Here is a 21924-nt window from a genome sequence, read left to right on the forward strand (position 1 = left end):
AAGCTGTTAATGTGTCATTAGATACTGAAGAATAAAAAAGCAAAAAAGTAAATTTTCAATACTATGTTAATTGTCACCAATTTCTCATTTTCATTGATCATAAATTTACAAACTTTACAGTTTAAATTTTTTTTATAATTGTTTTTATCAATTCTATTTTATTATAATTATTCAAATGGTTAATATTTGGCCAATCAACAATATCGAGGATCAAATAATGGTTACCACTCGCAAATACTCCTTAAGCAAAACATTTATAAATGCCTGCACCTAAATCGACTATGTTGAGGTTGAATTTATGGCACATAGGCACGCAGCAGTACAAATGCATGAAATATTAGGAGCATTTACGCCAGATAAATTAACCCCCCAACAAAGAGCATTAGTTCTAACAATTTTTCACGAAAATCCCAATCAATTAAATTGTTTTGAATGGGTTGATGAACCAAATGGACAAAAAAGACAACCACCAGTTAATGAATTCCAATTAGAAACAGTTCTTACTCGTTTTGAAAATGATCCTGCAAATATTACTCATTTGTGGAATGAAGCAATTAGTTGGATTTTTGAACCTGAACGTCAACAAAGATATCTCAAAAGATCATTAGACTTTGAAGTTATTCTCGATCATAAATTATTCCCCTGTGAAGGAGATCACGTTAAAAAAGGAATTCCTTTGTGGCTTCCCGATGGATATACTGACATGGGTCAAAAAGAAGATGATTTTTATAGAGGAGATCGAGAAAAATTTAGGTTCAGAAAAGTTGAAGGAGAAGTAAGAAATTATCTAATTGCAGCAAAACAATTTGCAATTGAAAATTTATTCGAATTAGGAGTTCAAGGTGGCGAACACAAAGTTGTTCAACTAATTAATCAATATATCAATGACCGCATCCAATATGATGGTTGGTTTGTGACGAGAAAAGCAAGAGATGTAGGCAACAAAACAGTTTGTTTTAATGATTTGCGTGCAGAGGGAATGGACGATCAAACAATTCATAAAGCAGTATGTAGACACAAAGCAGTTATTTTTCAATTAATGTGTCAAGCAGCAGGAATAAAAAGTAGTCTCGTTAAAGGCAACATGTATTTGGATGCACCCCATTCAAGACATGCTTGGAATGAAGTAACTCTTGATGGTACAGTTTATACAGCAGACGTTACAAATCCGACTGAGGGAAAATTAACTTTGTATGCGTCAGGAGATGAAGTATTCAAAATGATGTATGAAACAACTGCCCCAGATAGAAATAATTATAAAATTAAATGGAGTTAAAATATTTAGAAATAAAAATTTAATTATTATTCTAATCCAAATGCTTTTTCTACTAACTTATCTAAAGGATGACAATTAATTCCTTGTGGAGATTCATCATCTTTAATAATATAAGCTCCAGATTCTTCTCGATCATAAATTCCAACATACCTTCTCGAATTAGATTTTACTGAAATAGTTCCTTGAGAGGGTGTTCCTCCAGCGTAGCCAAACAAGATTTTTTCTTGACGATCTAACGCAGACCAACCTCCTGCCATATTTTTTTTTAACACATATATTTTGCTTGCACACAAAAAAGTATATCTTTCTGCAAGTGGATCTACAGTTAAAAAAGATATTTTTGGTCCAAATTCGTCGGTAACTTGTTCATCATTCATATTTTTCACCTGTAAATAAATTAATCATTTTATTCTGTTCTCACACATTGTTCAATAAGATATTGTAGTGGATGAACTGGTTCAATTGTTGGCGCAAGATTTTTTAAATTCGAAACTGCCACAACATATTCTCCTTTTGAATCCTCGGCATAGGTTATTGCCATATCTGGACGAGAATTAACATATATTCCGCCTAATTTTTTAAAATTAGTTCCTTCAATAAAATCCATTTGACTGTCAGGATCTGGTCTATTATGAACTATGGTCTCCCCGGTCATATAAGTTGTAGTTGAAGTTATGCGTGCAGGCTTAAGTTTAGTCTCAATTTCTGGCACGAATCCTGTGAGATAACCCAATTCTTCTTCGCCAGATAATAAACTCCATTCAAAATATTGGTGCTCACTTAACGAAGTAACATCTAGTTGTAAAACAAAATTTTGTCCACCTCTTTCAAATTTGAATCTATGTTCGAAAAGTTCTGCAACTGTAAAATCCAATCTTTGTTCATTGCCCGTTTCTGTTAATTCGCAACCTTGCATTTCACTTGATAACCAACTGAGAGCAAGTGCATTCTTAACTGAATCACTTAAAAATTTTCTTCGCATCATTTTTTTTATACTCTCATTTCTAAAATTATTGGTGGTCTTTCTCTTTCACCTGCTGGTTGTGCATCGTAAGCTTCCATTAAATGATCTAAAGGATGCTCAGTTATTACATCTGCAATTAAATAGCTACCATCAGGTTGAATTGTATATGTTCCTAAGTTATTAGTATACTTAGATCCTAAAAAAACATTTCCTCCTCGAGCAGATCCAACAACGCTTCCAACAATAGCACCTTCTAAAGTGTGCACTTCTAGCACTCTTTCATTGTTTCCAGTTAATTCATATTTTTGTCCTTCAAATTCAAATTCATAGTTTCTTCGAACTGGATCGACATGTGTAAATTTTACTTTTGGTCCTTCTTCTTTATTCATCATTTTATTTTTCCTCCTAAAAAGTAGATTCTCCTTCAACCAATTTTTGCCACTCAAAAAAAAGCATTTTTTCTCTAGAATCTAGTAATCTAATTTGTGGGACATCATATTGGATGCACACGTATTCCCCTTCGGAAGCCACTGCTGCAGACATATGTTCAATTTCAAAAACTTCCTTTTCTTGTTTGCCCAAATAATCTCTTGAAGCAGCAACATATAATCCGGTGATGCAATAACTATAAACTCGGTCCAATTCATATCCAAAACTATTCAGAGATTTTGTCAACCTTTTATCCATAGACTGAGCAACTAAGTTTTGAGAATTAGTTCCACGCGCCATTGTATCGTCAAGAGTTAATCCATTTTCATTTAATAATTTTTTAAGTTTTCTTTGAACTTGATTCATTGGTCCTGCACAACCTTGTGCTATGTGTGCTAATCCTGCAAGGCCAGTTAATGTAAGTGCAAATTCTCCTGCGTCTTGTAAAAATTGTCTTCTTGTCATTTTTTTATTCTCCTAAATTTAATTTTATGGATCATTAAGTCGATCAGAAATATCTTCTAATTTTTTTTCAATCATATCCAATCTAGATGATAATTCTAATTGTCTGTCAGTAAATTCTACAGTTATGTCTGCATTATAAGCAGATTTTAACGCACTAGCGACGGCATAAAATAGGGCCAACGCACCAATGTGGGGAAAACTTAAGTCTTGTTGGGTAATTTGATACATTCCTTCAATAAGACAACAAAACTGAACTCCGCTAAATCCCATATTTGCTAAAGCGTAAGATTTACTTGAGTTATTATTTTGTTTAATCATCGATTGTGAATTTTCATTTTTGTAAGTCATTTTTTATTTACCTCTAAAACATAATCTAATTAAAATAATGACCATTACTAAGTAATGAAAAAGAACTAGTATTATATACTAACCAATATTTGTTATATAACTAAATAGAATAATTTAATAGAATATATAGAATTAAAATTTAATGCAATTATTTTTGGCCTGCTTTGTACCCTCGAGTCAGCCCATCAACAAATTCTCGTGGATTTTCTACGCACTCTTCACGTTCATAACCATATGTTTTCAAAACAATTTCAAACAAATCTCTTTTTGAACCAGGAATAAAATGTGCCGCATCAATTAATTTAACTACAGGCATATCCTCGTCAGACGCAAGTATGTTTCCGTCATGAGGTTCTTCAGTAAAAAGTCCAGTTTTCCCATAAGTAAATCCCATGGCATAACCAATTTGAAAAGCTAATGCTGATTGAATTTGATCATAACGAGGCGATTTCTTAACATCACTCATCATTTTTTGAGGTAATCTCTCCATCGCAAAAAGTCTATCTAAACTGGATTCATAGAAAAATTTAGGTTCTGGAAAAAAGTCTCCCGCATTTGCATGAAGCTTTTTGAGTAATTGGAATTCACCATAAAGATCATAGTCTTCTGAACGCGGACAAGCAATTGCCAATAACTCAGTTGGCCCATCATCAATTGAAAAAACCACTTTATTCATCCCAAAATCAGAAAGAAGAGTTATTTCATCAGGAGACACATCTCTTTTCAGCGGTTCTTTTAATAAAACTGCAATATGTTCCATCATCAAAGTATAGAGTTGAGACATAATTTAATGATTTTTTTTAATGATTTATAAACTTTTGCATATTGTAACCATCAACCAGTGGCGAATAACTAACACTTATTATAAATATATTATAAAGAACCGTAAGCTTTATAAATGACTCTAAGATGTATAACATTCGCGAGAGATAAGAGAAATAGACGGAACAAGGTATTTCTCAGTTGATATAAGGCCGAAAACCTATTTGAACAGAAAAGAAAGATGAAACCGCTTTTACCGAGCTTAAGAGAGAAAAAAAGATACATCGTATATGAAATAATCTCGGATAAGCCTATTAAAGACGTAAAAAGCATTTCTAAAGCATTTTGGCGAGTTTTTTCTGGATTCTTAGGTGAATTAGGGTGTTCCGAAGCAGGTATTATACTACTTGAAGACAAATATAATAAAAAAAATCAGAGAGGATTGATACGAGTGGCAACTAAGTTTGTAGATAAATTAAAAGCAAGTCTAGCAGTTGTAGAACAAATCGATAACGAAGATGTTATTGTAAAAACTATTGGATCTTCAGGAACACTAAAAAAAGCTGAAGGAAAATATATTGCAGCGTAAAAATAATATTTAAAATTTTTAATGATAAAACATTTAATTTCAAAGGAGGAAAATAAAAATGCAACCAATGAATCATCAAATGATGGGATATGATCGTGCGATTACCATGTTCAGTCCTGACGGACGTTTACTCCAAGTAGAGTATGCTAAAAAAACAGTTAAACAAGGAAGTACTGCTATTGGTATGATTTGTAATGATGGGGTTTTACTAGTTACTGATAAAAGAATAGTTGATCCTTTAGTTGTAGCAGATGCTGTTGAAAAAATATTTCAAATTGATGCACACGTTGGTGCTACTGCGTCTGGAATTCTTTCTGATGCAAGAGTTTTAGTTGAAAGAGCTCAACTTAAAGCACAACAACACAGAGTAACTTATGATTCTCCAATTGATATTCTTTCAATTGTTAAAAACATGTGTGACTTAAAACAAATCTGTACTCAAAGTGGAGGATTAAGACCTTTTGGTGTTTCTCTTCTTGTTGCAGGAATTGATCCTACTGGAAAACCAAAATTATTCGAAACAGATCCTACAGGAACTTTTTGGGAATATTATGCAGTAACAATTGGTGAAGGAGAAGAAGGAATTCAAGAAATTCTACATAAAGATTACAAAAAAACACTTTCTGTTGAACAAGGCTTACAATTAGCAATTAAAGCTATGAAAAAAGTCCTTGACGATAATTTTAATTCAGATCGTCTTGATGCAGCATTTATTAAAATCGCTGATAGAAAGTTTACAAAGTTTACTAAAAAAGAACTTGAAAAAGTTCTTAAAATAAAATAATTTTTTTATTTTTTAGGTGATAATGATGAGTGGTGGAAGACCAATAAGTTGTGATAAAGAACGTGTTTCGTTCAACCTAGCAAGATTAAGAAAAGGTGGAGAAACATTTGAAATTGTTATTGATGCTGATTTAGCTATTGCATACAAATATGATAAAACCGGCGACATTAAAGAAGTTTTAAAAGGAGAACAAATTTTTGCAGACGCAAAAAAAGGTGAACTAGCATCAGAAACTGCTATGAATTCAATATTTAATTCTCGTGAACCATTAAAAGTTGCAGAGATAATTCTAAGTACTGGAGAAATACAATTAACTCAAGAACATAGAGAAAAACTTAGAGAAATAAAAAGAAGAAGAATTGTTGAAATGATTCGTAGAGATGCAATTGATCCTAAATCAAAATTACCTCATCCCGCAGTAAGAATAGAAAATGCTATGGAAGAGGCAAAAGTTAAGATCGACGAATTTAAACGTGCAGAGGAACAAGTTGAAGATATTGTTAAGAAACTTAGAGTAATCATTCCGATTAAGTTTGCTAAATTAGTTCTTAAAATTCATGTTCCACCACAATTTGCACATCAAAGTTTCGGAACTTTGAAAAATTTTGGATCATTACTTCAAACAGTTTGGGGTAGTGATGGAAGTCTTGTTGTGAAGTTAGAAATTCCAGCAGGGCTTCAAGAAGAGTTATTAGATAAACTAAATAACTCAACTCATGGTTCAATAACCGTGGATATTGTTGATGAAAACAATTCCAACTAAAATATTAAATAAAAAAAATAAAACAAGATTGAACTAAATGAGAGATATATTAGTTACGTTAAAGAAATAAAGTGATGAACGAAAGATATACAAGAATATACAAAGGTGAATACATATGAGTGAATTATTAATTCAAGACAAAACAGTGGTTGTTCCCGGCGAAGTATTAGCTAATGGGATGGATTACCTTCCTTCCTTTGGAACATACCGAGAAAACGATAGAATTTTTGCAGGTAGATTAGGACTTCTAAATATTGATGGAAAAGTTCTAAAAATTCTCCCTTTAAGCGGTAAATACTTACCAAAAAAAGGAGATACAATTATTGCTTGCACAACTGAAATCCTAATGAATGGATGGAGAGTTGACACAAATAGTGCATATGAAGCAGTATTAACAGTTAAAGAAGCATCATCTGACTTTATTGAAAGAGGAGCAGATTTAACAAAATATTTTGACATTGGAGATTACATGATGACTAAAGTTGTTAACGTAACTTCACAAAATTTAGTTGATATTTCTATGAGAGGCCCTGGTTTAAGAAAACTTACTGGTGGACGTTTCATTAAAGTAAATACTCACAAAGTACCAAGAATTATTGGTAAACAAGGTTCAATGGTAACTTTAGTTAAACAATTTACTAATTGTAGAATACTAGTTGGACAAAACGGAGTAGTTTGGATTAAAGGAGACGATCCTAGCGACGAATTACTTGCAGTAACAACTATGAAGAAGATTGAGAAAGAAGCTCATCTTCCTGGTTTAACTGATCGTGTCAAAGAATACTTAGAAGGTTTAAGACCTGACAGAAAAAACGTATAAACGGTGATAACTATGGTAGCATTAAAAAGAATTGATGGAAGAAAAGATTCCGAAGATATCCGACCAATGGAAGCAAAAGCAGGAGTAATTCCTCGAGCTGATGGTTCCGGATGGTTTAAGATTGGAAAAACTGAAGCATACGCAGCAGTTTATGGTCCAAGATCATTATTTCCCAAATTTCTACAAGATCCAGAAAAAGGAGTATTAAGATGTAATTATAACATGATGCCATTTTCAGGAAGTGGAGACAGAGTAAGACCTGGTCCTAGTAGAAGAAGTAAAGAAATTTCAATGGTTACAAAAAACGCTCTACTCCCAGTAATTGATTTGAGTGAATTTCCTAACTCTGTTGTTGATGTTTTTATTGAACTTCCTCAGACAGATGCAGGTAGTCGTTGTGCAGGAATTTGTGCAGCAGCAATTGCTCTTGCAGATGCGGGAATTGCAATGAAAGATTTAGTTGCAGCAGTAGCAGTGGGTAAAGTTGGGGATGATTTAGTTGTAGATCTAGATTATGCTGAAGAAGCATTTGAAGGTGGCGCAACAGACATGGCAATAGCTTATACCAATATTTCTAAAGAACTTACTTTATTCCAAATGGACGGTTCCGTTACAAAAGATGAAGTAGCAAAAGTTTTAGAAATGGGTAAAGGAGCTTGCGATAAAATTAATGCAATTCAAAAAGCAGCACTTAAGAAAAGATTTGAGTGTACTGAAAAAAATTGCAGTGCAAAAAAAGTTGCTAAAAAAGCAGAACCAAAAACTGAAAAACCAAAAGTTGAGGCACCTGTAACTGAGCCAAATGCAAAAACCGATGATTTAGGAGGTGAAGCACAATGAATGGTGAATTAAGACAAGAAGTAAGAAAGTTATTACAACAGGATACTAGACTTGATGGTCGTAAACATAACGAAACAAGACCTATAAGTATTGAATTCGGAGTTACAAGAAACGCTGAAGGAAGTGCTAAAGTAACAATTGGGGAAACAGTAGTAATATCTGGTGTAAAAATGGAAGTTATGAAACCTTATCCTGACACACCTAATAAAGGTAGTATGATGGTTAATTGTGAATTATATCCTATGTCAAGTCCAGAGTTTCAATCAGGACCTCCTGACATTCATTCAATTGAACTTGCTAGAATTACTGATCGAGGAATTCGTGAAAGTGAAGCTATTGATTTCAAAAAATGGTGTATTGTCGAAGGTGAAAAATCTTGGATGTCAATAGTTGATGTATGTACTATTAATGATTCAGGAAATTTATATGACGCAGTAGCACTTGCTGCAATGGCAGCTTTGCTTGACGCAAAATATCCTGGATTTGATGGTGAAAAGATCGATTATAAAACAAAAACTGATGAGAAACTTCCAATTGATAAGATTCCAGTAACAGTTACTGTTTTTAAGTATGGAGATAATATTCTTGTGGATCCAGCATTCCAAGAAGAAAAAGTTTATGATTCCAGACTTACAGTTAGTATTTTAGAAGATGATTCTATCTGTTCTTTCCAAAAAGGCGGAGCAGGAGCAGTTTCAACTGAAGAATTACTAAGTATGATCGATCTAGCAATAGTAACATCAAAACAGTATAGAAAATTATTGCCTAAAGTTTAAATTAACTTTAAAACATAAGAAATTAAGGCATAATTTTTTAAATTTTTTCCTATTTTTTTATATTTTAATAATCTTTTATCATAAATACACGTAAACTTAATTAAAATTTATTTATTAAAGATTAATTATGAACCAATCATAAGGTGATTAAATGGAAAGAAAACATGTTAAAGTTGAATTAACTGAAAAAATCACTCGTTTTGAAAAAGCGAGAGTTTTAGGAAGTAGAGCTTTACAAATTGCTATGGGTGCTCCTTTTTTAATTAAATTAACGCAAGAAGATCTTGAAAAAATCAAATACGATCCAATCGAGATTGCAAAGATTGAACTTGATAAAGGTTTAATTCCTATGACAATTTTAAGACCATTACCTTCTACAGTTAAAGAAGAGAAGAAAAAATAAGTTTAATTTTTTTTATCTTAAATTATTTATATTTTTAAAATGAAAAAAACAAAATATTTATGGTACGCATTAACAATACTCCCAATCATTTTAATTGTATTGGGTTATATTTTTCCTTCTTCATTTTTTTCTAGCCAAGAATCAATTCGTTCTTTTGTTTTATCTTTTGGTTACTTAGCGCCTGTAGTTTTTATTGTTTTACAAATCTTACAAGTAATTATTACCCCATTCAGCCATTATGCAGTATCAATTGCAGGAGGATTCATCTTTGGAACTTGGGCAGGATTCATATACAATTGGATAGGACGAGTTATTGGAACCATCATTGCATTTTATTTGGGCAAAAAATATGGTAGAAAAATATTAGAAAAAATTGTCAAGACTAAAACAATTAAAAAATATGATTTTTATTTTGAAAAATGTAAATCATTATTATTTTTAGCTTATTTTTTACCGCTATTTCCTGATGATGAATTATCTTATTTAGCAGGAATGTCAAAACTAAATGCTAAATTATTTATTCCCTTAATTATGCTAGGGCATGTGAGTGGAAGTTTAGCATTAGCATATTTAGGCAACGGAATTAAATCAGTTAAAGAACCATTATTTATTATTTTATCAGTTTTAACTTTAGCTGCAGGTTTGGCATTTGTTTATTTTATGAGAAAAACAAATAAAAAAAAGAAATAAAAAACTTCTTTTAATCTTTAAGTTTGAATACAATTCTTCTATTATTTTTTCCTTTATTTTCAGCTTTTATAATTTCTATTAGCCCAATTTCTTTTGTGTTTTTGATGTGTGTTCCACCGCAAGCTTGAATATCTACAGAATTGCCACGATCAATACTTGAACTAACATCAACAATTCTTATAATTTCAATTGATGGAGGTAACACATTTTTTAACTTAAGAACAGAAGGTATTTGAAATGCTTCTTCTCGAGGTAATTCCCTGCATTTAACATCAAGTTCTCTAGTAATTAATTCATTTGTTTTTTCTTCATATGATTTAATTTGTTCGCGATCAAAGTTTTCTAAATCAAAGTCAACTCTTGATTTTAATACTCCAATTTGATTTCCCGTAATTAGTGCTCCTGTTGCGTTATGAACTATTGTGCTAAGTAAATGACATGCCGTATGATATCTCATATGTAAATATCGAGTATCCCAATCAATTATTCCTTTAATTAAATCTCCTTGTTTAAGTCCATGATCTTCAGTTTCTAGTTCATGACTAACATTTCCCCCCATTTTTTTTGCAAATACTACGCGAATATCAGTTGCACCATCAGTACTTTCACAATCACAATCTTCTACTGCTTCGAGTAATTTAATTGTACCAATATCTGTTGGTTGCCCCCCACTTTGAGGATAAAATAAGGTTTTATCAAGAATAATAAATTTACCTTCCACACTTACAATGGTTGCCTCAAATTCTTTTGCGTATGAATCTTTTAAGTATAATAATTCAGTCATAATTAATCACCTGACAATTAAATAAGAATTCATATTTATTAATTTTACTAAGATAATCTAAAAGTAACTTATTTATCATGCTACATCCTTAAATTCAAAACCATCATGAAGATCAACTAATTTTTCATAAAGCGCTGGAGCATCAGAATATTGAATTTGTATCGATTCAAATACATAATTAAATGAAACATCAGTTCCAGGAACAAGAATTGAGTTTATTAGTTGTTCATACTTATCATCAGTAAGTATAGCCAAAACTTTAGCTTTAGTTTGAGAATACTTTTGAGAATCAAGTTCTTGTTCTAATGAATTTAATTCTGCAGTTTCAGTTATGGAAAGATCTAATCTTCTTTTACTAAGATCATTTACTCTCGCCCAGTTGTGCCCATTAATTGGATCCTGTCTAACAAGATCATCTATTGTTTGATCATGAACTTTTGGTTGTACAAAATCAGTTGCAATTTCTCTTAACCAAGATTGCCATGCGAAAACAACACAATCATCTGGTTGTCGACGATCAACATAAGTTATTGATTTTAAATCATCTGAATTTATTCCTTGAGTTTCCACATAAGATATAACTTTAAAATTAGAAAATCTCAAAATATTTTGATAATGCCACATTCCTTTTTCAGTATGACGTTTTAATTCACCCATCACTTCCCCTAAAGATAAGTCGCCAATTACTGGAAATACATCAGGAGAAAATCTTTGTTCTCTTGCATTATCCGCAGCTCTAGTATAAAAATCAGCAATAACTCTAGGATCAATAAACTTTGATGATGGTAAATATATAGGCATATGAAAAATAAGAATGATTTAATTAATAAACATTTACCCAACAGAAACTATATTATTTACTTTTCATAATCCATTCTCCTTTCCAATTTTTTGGAGGAGAATTTTTAATAAAAAGTTTACATCGCTCAATAAATACTTTTGAGGGAGAATCACCATATTTTTTAACTAAATAAGTAAATTCTTTAATTGCTTTTTTCCAGTTTTTATTCAAATAAAAGTCCAATCCTTTTTCATATATTTCAACAATAGTTTTTTGTTTTAAATTAGCTTTTTCAAATTCACACATTAATTCATAAATCATTACTGGTTTTTTCTTTCCTTTTACTGCAACAAGATCTAGTTTTCTTGTTAAGAATTTATTTTGAATTTCTTTTTTTGTATCTTTACTAATAATAATTTCTGAACCATATTGTTTTGTTATACTTTCAAGTCTTGCACCTAAATTTATTACATCACCAATTGCAGTATAATCGAAGCGAGAATGAGATCCCATATTTCCTATTACTGCTTTACCCGTACTTAATCCTATACCTATTTTTATTTCGGGATATCCTTTTTTCTTCCAGGACTTACTAAGTTCTTTTAACTTAAACTGCATATCTAAACTTGTTTGACAAGCACGAATTGCATGATCTTTTTGTTCTAATGGTGCACCCCAAAATGCCATTACAGCGTCTCCAATAAATTTGTCAACAGTACCCTCATGCCCTTTAACAATCACAGTCATTTCAGTTAAATATTCGTTAAGAACTCTCACAAGTTTTTCAGGAGATAATTTTTCAGATATGGTCGTAAATCCTCTTATATCTGAAAAAAATACAGTTATTTCTTTTTTTTGACCGCCTAATTTTAAAATATCTGGTTTTTGCATTATTTGATGAACGAGTTTTGGTGAAACATATTTTGAAAATGCATCTTTTAAATGCAATTTTGCTTTTTTCTCTGTTGTATAAAAATAAACTGTTTCAGCAGAGTAAGTGAGTAAAATCGCCAATGGAACATAAACTAAATCCATCACCAACCCATATTTAAATAAATAAATTGATCCGAATAAATATCCAAATATTGCAACAAACGAAATAATTGTCGTCCAAATTAACGGCAGATAAAAAAATGCTAACCCAATTAATATTGAAACAAGTGTAAATAAACTTATGATAACTAATTTAGGAGCAATTGATAATGTTTTTTTTGTAATTAACGTTTGAAGTATATTTGCATGAATTTCAACTCCTGGCATCGCTTTGCCTTTTGATGTTGGTACAAAATATGAATCGTGTAAATCTGTTGAGGTTGCACCAATTAAAACTAATTTATTTTTAAATGCGCTAGGTGCTATTTTTCCTGCAAGAACTTCTTTTGCAGAATAACTTTTAAAACTTCCAGGCGCGCCAACATAATTTATTAAAAATCTTTTTTGTTTTTGTTTGGTTGTTAATTCTACATTCCAAAATTTAGAATATAATACTTCATCAAAACTTTTTTCGTCAGAACTAAGATCTAGATTTATTGCTCGAGTTATACCATCAAAATCAGTTAAAACATTAACATATCCAGTATCTGCTTTAGAAAATTGTTCTATTGGTTTGAGTAATCTTCCACCCACAAAATTTCCATCATCCGTTTTTTCAAACGTAAAAAATTCAGAAGGTAATACTAAATTAACATTTTGTATTGCATTTGATAATCTATTGTCTTCATCAGGAGTAGTTGATTCAAAAAAAGATATATCAACCCCAATAACTTTAGCATCTTCAATATTATTGATCAGATTTGCAAATACGCTTCGTTTCCAAGGCCAATGACCAATTGAATTAATACTAGAATCATCTATTTCAATAATAACTATGGCGTCTAATGCGTCACCTCCACCATATAATGCATCACTTAATTTAAGTTGTATTTGTGATAAAAAACCTATTGAGAAAAGTACAATTAAAACTATCGAACACAATAGTGCAATTCCAATGCAATGTTTTATGTTTAATTTCATTGTTCAAATTATTAATTTAACTTAATATCATTATCGTTTTGTTAACGAATTAATTCTTGTTTGTTCTTTAATTATTTCTTCAGTTGTTAATCTTATTTTTTTTATGGATTCTGTTTGAACAGGAATATTTTCTTCAATAACATCTAAATCTTTACTTCCAGAATCAACATTAGTTAACTCTCGTTCCATAGAAAATCCATACTTTCTTTCCATTTTATCTATTAAGTATTGATTTTTTGCAAGTTCTTTTGATCTTGATTCTTTCATCCTATTAAGTGATTCACTCATTCTTTCAACAACTCGAGTTCTATCAGTTTCATCAACAACTGTTCGCTCTAATTTTTCTGCTCGCAAATCAACTTTTTCTTCTTGTTTTAGAACTATTTTTTCAGCGCCTCTAGTTACTTCGACACTACCTTCTCCAACTATGACTTGATTTACTGTCACTCCAAATGATGTTCCTCGAACACTAGCAATAGATGTTGGTGTTTGTACACTCATACCATTAACTCCCATCATTGTAGTAAATTTATTCCAGGTTTCCCCTGTTTCTTGTTTGATCAGTAAGTGTTCTTTATTCAAATCTGCAATTGACACTTCAGTATTTGGTTCTAAACTTACAAACACACTTTCATATAGAATTATTGACGCTTTTCCATTCGCACCAGTTTTAACTTTATCTTCAAGTCCTAAATTCATATCCTGTTGTGCACTTTGCCAACCATTTCCTGTATTGACAGTTACATCACCTCGTTCTAGATGTAAATATGCAACAGTTACTGGACTTTTGTACAACTTAAAATATCCTGCAACTAGCACTAATAATATAATAACCACAACCGAAACTAAAACAATTTTTAGTGTGTGCTTATGTTTGTTCTCTTTTTTTTGATTTGTGAGCGTCATAACTTAGTTTATTTAGAATTGAGTATATAAATTATTTGGAGAATAAACTAATTTTTAATAAATACAATAACAAATTATGATATAAAAAACAAAAAAAAACAACCAAAAAAATATGTTTAAATTAAGTTCCTCTAAATCCTAAACCATGCCGATATGGTTTTTTTGCATGCGGTGGATTATACATACATTTTTTTTTACAATCTCCTTTCTTACCAGTCCAGTTCTTAATACATTTACGCTTAACATCATCTGAAACTATTTTAGCTTGACGAGTCGTATCTCCATGTAACCTTAATGATGCATATACTTCGTTTGCTTCCCCTCGACAACGATAATGAGATTCATTTTTTTTGCCACAATCACTAACACATACTCCATAGGATTCCCAAAGTTCAGGTATTGCGCGCAGTTTACAATTTGGTTTTTTTGCACTTTTAAGTTTTCGTTCAAGTTCTGCATATTTAGTTTCTAATTTTGCGTATTGTTTAGCAACTTTTTTGATTGCGGAATCTTTAATTGAAACTTTAGAATCACATTCGCCGTGAGTTAATAAATTTGTTAAATCAACTGAATGTTGCGCCCAAAATAATTCGGGAGGAGGTAATTCTTTTTCTAATACTTCTTTTTCTAAATCAGCACTTTGATCTGAAATCACATCGGGGTTATTTCCAAAATATTCTCCAATTAATTGATTAAAAATATTTTTTCCAGATGTACTCCAAAAAGCTGCAACAGTAACAATTCCTGCGCCTACTACAACTACTTTTCCTGCTGTAACTACGTGTTTATTTACCATTTTCTTCCTCCGCTAAAAAAACTTACGAACGCCTAAATATGATAAATAAACCATTTAATGATTGTTCTTATGCTTCTTAAGAAGGTTATACTTCAAAAAAATAAGTATTACTTCATAATCCCCTCAATTTAACTCCTAACTAGTGATTAAAACCAAAAGATTTAAAAACTACGACTGAATTTGAATAAGTATGAGTTTAGACATATTTTGTAAATTATACGAACCTTGGAAAAAAGCAGGAAAAATCATTTATGAAAATGATCATGCTTACGCAATATTATCAGTCACACCTGCAACTCCTGGACATGCAATAGTTATTTCTAAATCTCATGTTGAAACGTTAGACGAATTAAGAGGAGAATCATTAGAAGGATTCGTGGACGCAATACCTGCAACATTAAGTGCAATTCAAGATCTATACCAAACAAATCCTGCAGCACTAGTTGAATTCTATCAAAATTTAAGAGATAATCCTCCCGTACCTGTATCTGCAAAAAAAGCTAAAAAAATGCTGAGACATAAACATTTACTCGCATCACCCGATTGGTCACATAACGTAGGATATAATGTTGGAGAATATGCAGGTCAAATGGTTAATCACTTACACGCACAATTATTTCCTCGCAGAGAGCGCGGTCCTGGAATTGTAACTGCAATGGAAGATTTCTTTAGTCCTGAAATTAAAGCTCAAGCTAAAAAACTTCTGCACACAATAGCACAATATTTTAGATAAATTTCTTTTGACCAATACAACAATAGCCAATTAAAATTAATTCTAATCTATAAGTACAACTACATTGACAGTTAATTGCCAGATATTTCTAAGTAAAATACAAGTATACTTCTATAGTAAGAAAAGCGAAAATTAATCGCGGAGGCATAAAATGAAATCAATTCGAGACTTAAAAAGCACATACGACGGAGCAGATATAGCTAATTTAGTAGAATTCGCAAGCAGAGCTCCAATTATGTTACCCCCAGGAAACTATCATCTTGAAAAAAAAGGAAATACTGCCCACGTATATGAACAAACAGGAATTAATAATTATAATATTGTAGACTTACCTCCTGGATTAAGTATTACTGGATTAAAAAATACAACTCAAGGTACTGAAATTAGATTATCTTCAGGAGAAGGCTTAGGTGGAGTTGAATTAATCATCCTACATTCTATGCCTCATAGCAGGACAACCAATACAGGCACAACATATTCTCAAAATAGATCTGCACCTACAAACTATGGCGAAAGTAGACCTAGTAGTTTAGGCGAAAGTAGACCAAACACCAATTTAGGAGAAAGTAGAGCAAGTAGTTTAGGCGAAAGTAGAGCAAGTAGTTTTGGTGAATCTCGACCAAGTAAACCTTCACGAAGTTATGGATGTGGCGAATCAAGAAGTAGTGGAGAATCTAGGTGGTAAAAAATGAAAGTTCTAGTTATTAATCCACCAAACATGCCATTTAGTGAAAAAAGTTTGCTAATTGAACCAATCGATGTTTTAACAGTTGCAACTTTTATTCAATCATCAAATAACACAGTAAAAGTAATTGATATGGATGTAAAAAAGTTAGCACCAAAACAAATAAAACAAATAATAAAACAATTCCAACCTGAATTAACTATAATTCCTTTTGATTATCATATTCCTTTGCACACATCAAATGCAGTTAAAGGAGTTAATATTATTTCAAAAATTGCAAAAGATAATAATTCCAAAGTTATTGTAGGTGGAAAAACTCCAAAACATAAACCAGAATTATTTTTAAGAAATTATGCAGACATAATTATCAATACAGAAATGGAACCTGTGTTAAAACAATTAATCGAAACTAATTTTCAAAATTTAAAACAAATTCAAGGCATCAGTTATTTAGAAAAAAATAAATTAAAAATCAATATTTCCTGCTGTAAAAAAATAAACTTAGATTCCTTGCCAGTACCAGATAGATCTTTAATTGATATAACTGATTATATTGAAGTTAGAACTATTCTTTCAAGCAGAGGTTGTTTTGGGAAATGTGGTTTTTGTGCGACACCTAATTTTTGGGGATGTTGGAGAGCAAAATCTGCTGAAAATGTAGTAAAAGAAATTGAATATTTAATACAAAAATTTAATGCGAAAAAAATTCTTTTTCTTGACGACAATGCAACTGTTGATAAAGACAGAATGAAACAAATATCTAAATTATTAATTCAAAAAAATATCAAATGTAAATTTGGTTGTTTAGGTACAATTTCAACTTTTGATATAACTACTATGAAACTTATGCATCAAGCAGGTTTTAGGTGGATTCATTATGGTTGTGAATTTGCAAGTCAAAAAGTTTTAGATAGCTTAAAAAAAGGAATAACTCCAGATCAAATCAAAAAAACAATAATAGAAACAAAAAAAATTGGTTTTCGAGTAAGAACTAGTTGGATTTTTGATCTTCCCAATGCAGATGAAAAAGGATTAAAAAATACAATAGAATTAATTTTAAAAACTCAACCTGATGAAATTCGTGCTCATTTTTTAGCATTAAGAGTTGGAAGTGAATACAATTCAAAAACTAATTGTTTAAAACAACAATATATCCACAACTCAAAACCTAATGAAGAAATTAAAAGAGATCTCAACATAAAAACAATTCAAGAAAATTTAGACATTTTAATCAAACAACTCATAAATAAAAATTATGTGTTAGTTAAAAATGTTAAAGATTGGAGGAATGTAAAAAAACTTCAAAACAAAAATAAATCAGTAAAATTCATTTCATTATGTCCATCACGATATGGAGTTTGTTGGTAAATTTAGGTTGAAAAAAAATGAGATTAGATTCAGAATTAGTTCAAAAAATAAATTCAAGTAAATATGTTTTAGGCGTAACTGGAAGTATGTCTTGTGGAAAAAGTTATGCATGCGATCAACTTGAACAAATAGCAAAAGATTCAAACATTCAAGTTTACAAAGTTAATTTTGATTTAATGCGAAGAGATATTTTAGGAACAAATCCTAAGTATGAATCTGCAAGACAAAGTTTAGAAGATGTATTTGGCCCGCAAATTAGAAAATCAGATAATAGCATAGATAGAACAATTCTTTCGCAATTAATTTATTACGATTCGAATGCAATGGCCCAATATGGCGCACAATTAGCTCCTCACCTCAAACAATATCTGGATTGCGAACTAACAGATAGATCGGGAATAATTCTCGTTGAATGGGCATTACTAGTAGAAGATCAACTTCTAGATTTAGTTAATTATAATGTTCTATTAGTAACCTGCACGCATAATGCTCAGATGAATAGATTAAAAGATGGAGACTTATCGCAAAACGAAATTAAAAAACGCATTGCAGCTCAATTAACTAACGAACAAAAGAGATCAGAAATATTGTTACAACAAAAAGAAGCGCAAAAAAATGGAATGAACGGGGAGTTGCATTTATTTGACACAACCAATGATCCTTCTACCCCCAATTATGAGTCATTATTTGGTAAAATTCTTTCAAAAGTAGCTTAAACACAAGTATGTTGCAGTTTCAACACATATAACCTTGATTTAATTCTCAAAAACATAATACAACTATACGGACACATTTACATCAGAAATTTCTAAGTAAAATACAAGTATACATATATATTAAGATGGAACTTAATATACAAACAAACGACACTCAAACCAACCAACCAAGTTTGGAAAATTATTCTTTTTGTCTTTTCAGAATACCTAAAGAAGGAGGCAGAGTTTTATGGGAAATAACCAACTCTTGCAATTATAGTTGCTCTTATTGCATATTCAGTGCAAACAAAGGAAAAGTTAATGGAGAACTATCAACAGAAGAAGTTTTTGAAGTAATCGACGGTTTAAAACAAAGAGATTTCTCACATCTAAAAATATCAGGAGGCGAACCATTCATTAGAAAAGATATGGTCGACATCCTAAAAAAAGCTTCCGACTTAGGTTTTATTGTAGATATTTCAACTAATGGTTCATTAATTACAGAGAAACGTGCTCAACAATTAAGTGAATTAGAACTAAATATGGTTCATGTAAGTTTAGATGGTCCTGATGCTAAAACTCATGAAGAAGTTAGAGGTCCAAAAACTTATGAAAAAACAATTAGAGGAATTCAAAATCTCGTAACCAATAATGTTTATGTTAGACTCGGAACTGTAATCCACAAAGGAAATGAACACCAGTTAGAAGAAGTAGTAAAAAAAGCTGCAAGTTTAGGAGTTAATGAAGTTATTTTTTCTTACATGGAACCTGTTGGGCGAATGGAAGGAGACAATAGTCAAGTTTCATACAAACCAATTGAAACAACAAAATCAGAAATTGAAATATTAGCACAAAAATATCAAGATCAGGTAAAAGTTAATTATAGTTTTACAGAAGATTCTCAATCTGAAGAAACTGGAACTTGCCCTGGTGGAAAAAAATTCTTGTTCATAGACAATCTGGGAAGAATTTCACCTTGTACATGGGTTACTGAAAAAGATCCAACTTACCAAACTAGCCTGACGGTTAAAGATGCTAGTTTCGACGAGGTTATGACATCAAATCCAATGCAAAATTATGTGGAAAGCTGTAAAGATTGTAAAGGATGTCCTGCAAGAATAAGATATGAATAAATTTTCAAAAAAAAATACCCAAAAAAAAATGGAATCAAAAAAACAAAGTTTAGAAATGAGAATAAATCAAGAAGAAGTTTCAGCTCAAGTTGAATCATTATTTCAAGGAAATCTTGAAAAAAATCTGATGTCAAGTGGTAAGTTTAGTTCTTTTTGTCCAACTTATTCATTCGCTACTGAAAATCTTACAGGATACATGTCCCAAATAGACTTACAAAATAAACGAGTTTTAACAGTTAGTGCTTCAGGAGATCAAATAATTGAAGCTTATGCAATGGGCGCTACAGAAGTAGAAAGTTTTGACATAAATATTTTAAGTGCGTTTGTTACCGACTTGAAATTGACCGCAGTAAAAACATTATCTTTTGAAGAATATCAAAAATTTCTACTAAGACAAGATCAAAATAATCCAAATCAATTAAATTCTCAAGCACTAAATAAAAAAACATATTTAAAACTAAGATCTCAACTTAATGATTCAACTCAAACTTTTTTTGATAATCTATATCAATTATTTCAAGATGGATCTCAAATAAGAGAAAGTCCCATTTTTAACAATCAATATGACACTAATCAACTAAAAACATTCAGCAACAAATATTTACAAAGCAAACATTACTACGAACAAGCACAATTAAATTTACGAAAAGGACAAATCCCTAGTTGGACTTGCTCAAGCGTTACTGAACTTACTAAAAATTTTACTGACGAAAAATTTGATGTGATTCTTCTTTCAAATATTGCAGATTATGCAGAGGCAATGTTTCCAAATAATTCAAATTATATTCAAAAATTCATAAAACAAGTAATTCAACCACTAGTTCCAAAACTTAATCCTCGAGGAATTATTTGTGCGGCTTACGTTTATGACATAAAAACAAAACAAACTCAAGATACAAATCAAACATATAGGAGTCAAATTGATAATCCTTCAATTCGAAGGCAGGAATTACAGTCAACAAGATTAGATTATCAAGAACTTGTTTTTCCAAGTGTACTACCACTAGTTCAAGATGGAGTAATCATCTTAACTAATTCTGAATTAATGTATCAAGGTGAACTACGATGTTAAATGAAACTGAATTACAAGGATTACACACAAATCAAAGATTATTAATTATTGAACTTCAAAACAGAGGAATTAATGTTAACTCTCTTGTTCCCGAAATGGAATTAGTTGAAGCAGAATATCACGGCCATAAAGAATTCATTCTTGACCGAGATTCATCAATTAATCCCTATCCTTCAACAGTCATTAGTGGAGACAAATATTTGTCAAAAAAGTTATTAGCTCGAGAAGGAATTAGCGTTGTTAGTGGTGAACAATTCGATGGAATTCACCAAAATGAAGCTTTAGTTTACGCACAAAAATTAAACTTTCCTTTGGTAGTCAAACCAGTTTTTGGATCACATGGTCATGGAGTTTACATGGATTTAGATAATCTGTGCGATGTTAAAGATGCAATTGATAAAATTAGTGGAGAATATGGATCTAACAAAACATACTTGGTTGAAGAACAATTTGAAGGAAAAGAATATAGAGTTTTCATAACTCAAAATGGAGATTATGCAGTTCTTCACAGAGATTGTGCGCACATCATAGGAGATGGAACTAAAACAATCGAACAATTAGCAAATCAAGAATCTGAAAATAGAATGACTGAATCAGACGATCCATCATTTCCAAGAAAAAATTGTCTTTGTCCAGTTCAACTTGATGAGGTTGTTAATAATTATCTTGCACGCCAACAAAAAGATACAAATTATGTTCCGCCAGAGGGTGAAAAAATTTATCTTAGACATAATTCAAATGTGGCAGTCGGAGCTACTTGTGAAGATTATACTGATATTGTTCACCCCTCAATTATTGAAATTGCAAAAAAAGCGCTAAACGCATTTCCAGGATTACCTTATGCAGGATTAGATTTTTTATCAAAAGATATTACTAAACCACAAACTGCAGATATGTATAGATTATTAGAAGTAAATTCAATTCCAGGAATACATATGCACATGAGACCTGGAACTGGAAAATCTCAAAATGTTGCAAAATACCTTGTGGATATGATGTTTCCAGAAACTAAATATTCATAAATTAATATAATTAAATATGAGGCTAAC

27 protein-coding genes are annotated in these 21924 nt (G+C 31.1%); 16 read left to right on the forward strand and 11 right to left on the reverse strand.

All coding sequences use genetic code 11. The features are described 5' to 3' along the window. Positions 1–298: 298 nt before the first annotated feature. Entirely contained in the window at positions 299–1276 is a 978-nt protein-coding gene (locus HN587_03295; GenBank protein ID MBT7902863.1) for a hypothetical protein, read from the forward strand. A 26-nt stretch (positions 1277–1302) separates the two neighbouring features. Here the strand turns inward: HN587_03295 and HN587_03300 are convergent, their stop codons facing one another. The 6 genes from HN587_03300 to HN587_03325 form a co-directional block, all read right to left on the reverse strand. Then, complete coding sequence (locus HN587_03300) at positions 1303–1653, reverse strand: hypothetical protein (protein MBT7902864.1); 351 nt, start codon at positions 1651–1653, stop codon at positions 1303–1305. A 29-nt stretch (positions 1654–1682) separates the two neighbouring features. Then, positions 1683–2261 (reverse strand): hypothetical protein, encoded by a 579-nt coding sequence (locus tag HN587_03305; GenBank protein ID MBT7902865.1) that lies wholly within the window; start codon positions 2259–2261, stop codon positions 1683–1685. A gap of 5 nt (positions 2262–2266) precedes the next feature. Beyond that, the gene (locus tag HN587_03310; protein MBT7902866.1) at positions 2267–2632 is read right to left on the reverse strand and encodes a hypothetical protein; all 366 of its coding nucleotides are present in this window, start codon (positions 2630–2632) and stop codon (positions 2267–2269) included. Between the two features lie 13 nt (positions 2633–2645). Further along, positions 2646–3134 carry a hypothetical protein gene (locus HN587_03315; GenBank protein ID MBT7902867.1) on the reverse strand — a complete coding sequence of 163 codons (489 nt, stop codon included), beginning with the start codon at positions 3132–3134 and terminating at the stop codon, positions 2646–2648. 24 nt (positions 3135–3158) lie between these two features. Further along, positions 3159–3482 (reverse strand): hypothetical protein, encoded by a 324-nt coding sequence (locus HN587_03320; protein MBT7902868.1) that lies wholly within the window; start codon positions 3480–3482, stop codon positions 3159–3161. A gap of 148 nt (positions 3483–3630) precedes the next feature. Next, entirely contained in the window at positions 3631–4266 is a 636-nt protein-coding gene (locus HN587_03325) for a hypothetical protein (protein MBT7902869.1), read from the reverse strand. 219 nt (positions 4267–4485) lie between these two features. Here HN587_03325 and HN587_03330 point away from each other — a divergent pair, with 219 nt between their 5' ends. The 8 genes from HN587_03330 to HN587_03365 all read left to right on the forward strand — a co-directional run bounded on the left by HN587_03330 (position 4486) and on the right by HN587_03365 (position 9909). Further along, positions 4486–4833, forward strand: a complete 348-nt coding sequence (locus tag HN587_03330; protein ID MBT7902870.1) for a hypothetical protein — start codon at positions 4486–4488, stop codon at positions 4831–4833. A gap of 58 nt (positions 4834–4891) precedes the next feature. After that, positions 4892–5617, forward strand: coding sequence for an archaeal proteasome endopeptidase complex subunit alpha (gene psmA, locus HN587_03335; protein ID MBT7902871.1), 726 nt, complete (start codon positions 4892–4894; stop codon positions 5615–5617). Between the two features lie 25 nt (positions 5618–5642). Next, a complete protein-coding gene (locus tag HN587_03340) occupies positions 5643–6380 on the forward strand; it encodes a ribosome assembly factor SBDS (GenBank protein MBT7902872.1) in 738 nt (245 codons plus the stop codon). A gap of 115 nt (positions 6381–6495) precedes the next feature. Continuing rightward, on the forward strand, positions 6496–7200 hold the full coding sequence (locus HN587_03345; protein MBT7902873.1) for an RNA-binding protein: 705 nt from the start codon (positions 6496–6498) through the stop codon (positions 7198–7200). A 12-nt stretch (positions 7201–7212) separates the two neighbouring features. Further along, on the forward strand, positions 7213–8040 hold the full coding sequence (locus HN587_03350) for an exosome complex exonuclease Rrp41 (protein ID MBT7902874.1): 828 nt from the start codon (positions 7213–7215) through the stop codon (positions 8038–8040). Next, positions 8037–8816 (forward strand): exosome complex protein Rrp42, encoded by a 780-nt coding sequence (locus HN587_03355; GenBank protein ID MBT7902875.1) that lies wholly within the window; start codon positions 8037–8039, stop codon positions 8814–8816. The genes HN587_03350 and HN587_03355 overlap by 4 nt, the downstream gene beginning before the upstream one ends. A gap of 151 nt (positions 8817–8967) precedes the next feature. Then, the gene (locus HN587_03360) at positions 8968–9219 is read left to right on the forward strand and encodes a DNA-directed RNA polymerase subunit K (GenBank protein ID MBT7902876.1); all 252 of its coding nucleotides are present in this window, start codon (positions 8968–8970) and stop codon (positions 9217–9219) included. A 39-nt stretch (positions 9220–9258) separates the two neighbouring features. Continuing rightward, positions 9259–9909 (forward strand): TVP38/TMEM64 family protein, encoded by a 651-nt coding sequence (locus tag HN587_03365; protein ID MBT7902877.1) that lies wholly within the window; start codon positions 9259–9261, stop codon positions 9907–9909. A 10-nt stretch (positions 9910–9919) separates the two neighbouring features. Here the strand turns inward: HN587_03365 and HN587_03370 are convergent, their stop codons facing one another. The 5 genes from HN587_03370 to HN587_03390 all read right to left on the reverse strand — a co-directional run bounded on the left by HN587_03370 (position 9920) and on the right by HN587_03390 (position 15189). Next, positions 9920–10693 (reverse strand): alanyl-tRNA editing protein, encoded by a 774-nt coding sequence (locus tag HN587_03370; protein ID MBT7902878.1) that lies wholly within the window; start codon positions 10691–10693, stop codon positions 9920–9922. Between the two features lie 75 nt (positions 10694–10768). Next, the gene (locus tag HN587_03375; protein ID MBT7902879.1) at positions 10769–11494 is read right to left on the reverse strand and encodes a hypothetical protein; all 726 of its coding nucleotides are present in this window, start codon (positions 11492–11494) and stop codon (positions 10769–10771) included. A 52-nt stretch (positions 11495–11546) separates the two neighbouring features. After that, positions 11547–13487: an adenylate/guanylate cyclase domain-containing protein gene (locus HN587_03380; protein ID MBT7902880.1), complete on the reverse strand. Its 1941-nt coding sequence runs from the start codon at positions 13485–13487 to the stop codon at positions 11547–11549. A gap of 30 nt (positions 13488–13517) precedes the next feature. Next, complete coding sequence (locus tag HN587_03385; GenBank protein ID MBT7902881.1) at positions 13518–14393, reverse strand: hypothetical protein; 876 nt, start codon at positions 14391–14393, stop codon at positions 13518–13520. Between the two features lie 121 nt (positions 14394–14514). Further along, entirely contained in the window at positions 14515–15189 is a 675-nt protein-coding gene (locus HN587_03390) for a hypothetical protein (protein MBT7902882.1), read from the reverse strand. Between the two features lie 190 nt (positions 15190–15379). Here HN587_03390 and HN587_03395 point away from each other — a divergent pair, with 190 nt between their 5' ends. The 7 genes from HN587_03395 to HN587_03425 all read left to right on the forward strand — a co-directional run bounded on the left by HN587_03395 (position 15380) and on the right by HN587_03425 (position 21897). Further along, entirely contained in the window at positions 15380–15922 is a 543-nt protein-coding gene (locus HN587_03395; protein ID MBT7902883.1) for an HIT family protein, read from the forward strand. Between the two features lie 151 nt (positions 15923–16073). Beyond that, a complete protein-coding gene (locus tag HN587_03400) occupies positions 16074–16607 on the forward strand; it encodes a hypothetical protein (GenBank protein ID MBT7902884.1) in 534 nt (177 codons plus the stop codon). A 3-nt stretch (positions 16608–16610) separates the two neighbouring features. Next, positions 16611–17975 carry a B12-binding domain-containing radical SAM protein gene (locus HN587_03405; GenBank protein ID MBT7902885.1) on the forward strand — a complete coding sequence of 455 codons (1365 nt, stop codon included), beginning with the start codon at positions 16611–16613 and terminating at the stop codon, positions 17973–17975. Positions 17976–17992: 17 nt separating this feature from the next. After that, positions 17993–18691, forward strand: coding sequence for a dephospho-CoA kinase (locus HN587_03410; GenBank protein ID MBT7902886.1), 699 nt, complete (start codon positions 17993–17995; stop codon positions 18689–18691). A gap of 125 nt (positions 18692–18816) precedes the next feature. Further along, complete coding sequence (locus tag HN587_03415) at positions 18817–19803, forward strand: radical SAM protein (GenBank protein MBT7902887.1); 987 nt, start codon at positions 18817–18819, stop codon at positions 19801–19803. Next, on the forward strand, positions 19796–20875 hold the full coding sequence (locus HN587_03420; GenBank protein ID MBT7902888.1) for a DUF3419 family protein: 1080 nt from the start codon (positions 19796–19798) through the stop codon (positions 20873–20875). Before HN587_03415 ends, HN587_03420 begins: the two co-directional genes overlap by 8 nt. Beyond that, positions 20869–21897, forward strand: a complete 1029-nt coding sequence (locus HN587_03425; protein ID MBT7902889.1) for a hypothetical protein — start codon at positions 20869–20871, stop codon at positions 21895–21897. The genes HN587_03420 and HN587_03425 overlap by 7 nt, the downstream gene beginning before the upstream one ends. Positions 21898–21924: the final 27 nt, after the last annotated feature.

This window comes from Candidatus Woesearchaeota archaeon (genome assembly GCA_018675335.1).
GTDB lineage: Archaea > Nanobdellota > Nanobdellia > Woesearchaeales > UBA11576 > JABJCP01.

Excerpts from the sequence above, each read along its gene's own strand:
- HN587_03295 (MBT7902863.1), top strand. The coding sequence starts at position 299 with ATGGCACATAGGCACGCAGCAGTACAAATGCATGAAATATTAGGAGCA.
- HN587_03300 (MBT7902864.1), bottom strand. The coding sequence starts at position 1,653 with ATGAATGATGAACAAGTTACCGACGAATTTGGACCAAAAATATCTTTT.
- HN587_03305 (MBT7902865.1), bottom strand. The coding sequence starts at position 2,261 with ATGATGCGAAGAAAATTTTTAAGTGATTCAGTTAAGAATGCACTTGCT.
- HN587_03310 (MBT7902866.1), bottom strand. The coding sequence starts at position 2,632 with ATGATGAATAAAGAAGAAGGACCAAAAGTAAAATTTACACATGTCGAT.
- HN587_03315 (MBT7902867.1), bottom strand. The coding sequence starts at position 3,134 with ATGACAAGAAGACAATTTTTACAAGACGCAGGAGAATTTGCACTTACA.
- HN587_03320 (MBT7902868.1), bottom strand. The coding sequence starts at position 3,482 with ATGACTTACAAAAATGAAAATTCACAATCGATGATTAAACAAAATAAT.
- HN587_03325 (MBT7902869.1), bottom strand. The coding sequence starts at position 4,266 with ATGTCTCAACTCTATACTTTGATGATGGAACATATTGCAGTTTTATTA.
- HN587_03330 (MBT7902870.1), top strand. The coding sequence starts at position 4,486 with ATGAAACCGCTTTTACCGAGCTTAAGAGAGAAAAAAAGATACATCGTA.
- psmA (MBT7902871.1), top strand. The coding sequence starts at position 4,892 with ATGCAACCAATGAATCATCAAATGATGGGATATGATCGTGCGATTACC.
- HN587_03340 (MBT7902872.1), top strand. The coding sequence starts at position 5,643 with ATGAGTGGTGGAAGACCAATAAGTTGTGATAAAGAACGTGTTTCGTTC.
- HN587_03345 (MBT7902873.1), top strand. The coding sequence starts at position 6,496 with ATGAGTGAATTATTAATTCAAGACAAAACAGTGGTTGTTCCCGGCGAA.
- HN587_03350 (MBT7902874.1), top strand. The coding sequence starts at position 7,213 with ATGGTAGCATTAAAAAGAATTGATGGAAGAAAAGATTCCGAAGATATC.
- HN587_03355 (MBT7902875.1), top strand. The coding sequence starts at position 8,037 with ATGAATGGTGAATTAAGACAAGAAGTAAGAAAGTTATTACAACAGGAT.
- HN587_03360 (MBT7902876.1), top strand. The coding sequence starts at position 8,968 with ATGGAAAGAAAACATGTTAAAGTTGAATTAACTGAAAAAATCACTCGT.
- HN587_03365 (MBT7902877.1), top strand. The coding sequence starts at position 9,259 with ATGAAAAAAACAAAATATTTATGGTACGCATTAACAATACTCCCAATC.
- HN587_03370 (MBT7902878.1), bottom strand. The coding sequence starts at position 10,693 with ATGACTGAATTATTATACTTAAAAGATTCATACGCAAAAGAATTTGAG.
- HN587_03375 (MBT7902879.1), bottom strand. The coding sequence starts at position 11,494 with ATGCCTATATATTTACCATCATCAAAGTTTATTGATCCTAGAGTTATT.
- HN587_03380 (MBT7902880.1), bottom strand. The coding sequence starts at position 13,487 with ATGAAATTAAACATAAAACATTGCATTGGAATTGCACTATTGTGTTCG.
- HN587_03385 (MBT7902881.1), bottom strand. The coding sequence starts at position 14,393 with ATGACGCTCACAAATCAAAAAAAAGAGAACAAACATAAGCACACACTA.
- HN587_03390 (MBT7902882.1), bottom strand. The coding sequence starts at position 15,189 with ATGGTAAATAAACACGTAGTTACAGCAGGAAAAGTAGTTGTAGTAGGC.
- HN587_03395 (MBT7902883.1), top strand. The coding sequence starts at position 15,380 with ATGAGTTTAGACATATTTTGTAAATTATACGAACCTTGGAAAAAAGCA.
- HN587_03400 (MBT7902884.1), top strand. The coding sequence starts at position 16,074 with ATGAAATCAATTCGAGACTTAAAAAGCACATACGACGGAGCAGATATA.
- HN587_03405 (MBT7902885.1), top strand. The coding sequence starts at position 16,611 with ATGAAAGTTCTAGTTATTAATCCACCAAACATGCCATTTAGTGAAAAA.
- HN587_03410 (MBT7902886.1), top strand. The coding sequence starts at position 17,993 with ATGAGATTAGATTCAGAATTAGTTCAAAAAATAAATTCAAGTAAATAT.
- HN587_03415 (MBT7902887.1), top strand. The coding sequence starts at position 18,817 with ATGGAACTTAATATACAAACAAACGACACTCAAACCAACCAACCAAGT.
- HN587_03420 (MBT7902888.1), top strand. The coding sequence starts at position 19,796 with ATGAATAAATTTTCAAAAAAAAATACCCAAAAAAAAATGGAATCAAAA.
- HN587_03425 (MBT7902889.1), top strand. The coding sequence starts at position 20,869 with ATGTTAAATGAAACTGAATTACAAGGATTACACACAAATCAAAGATTA.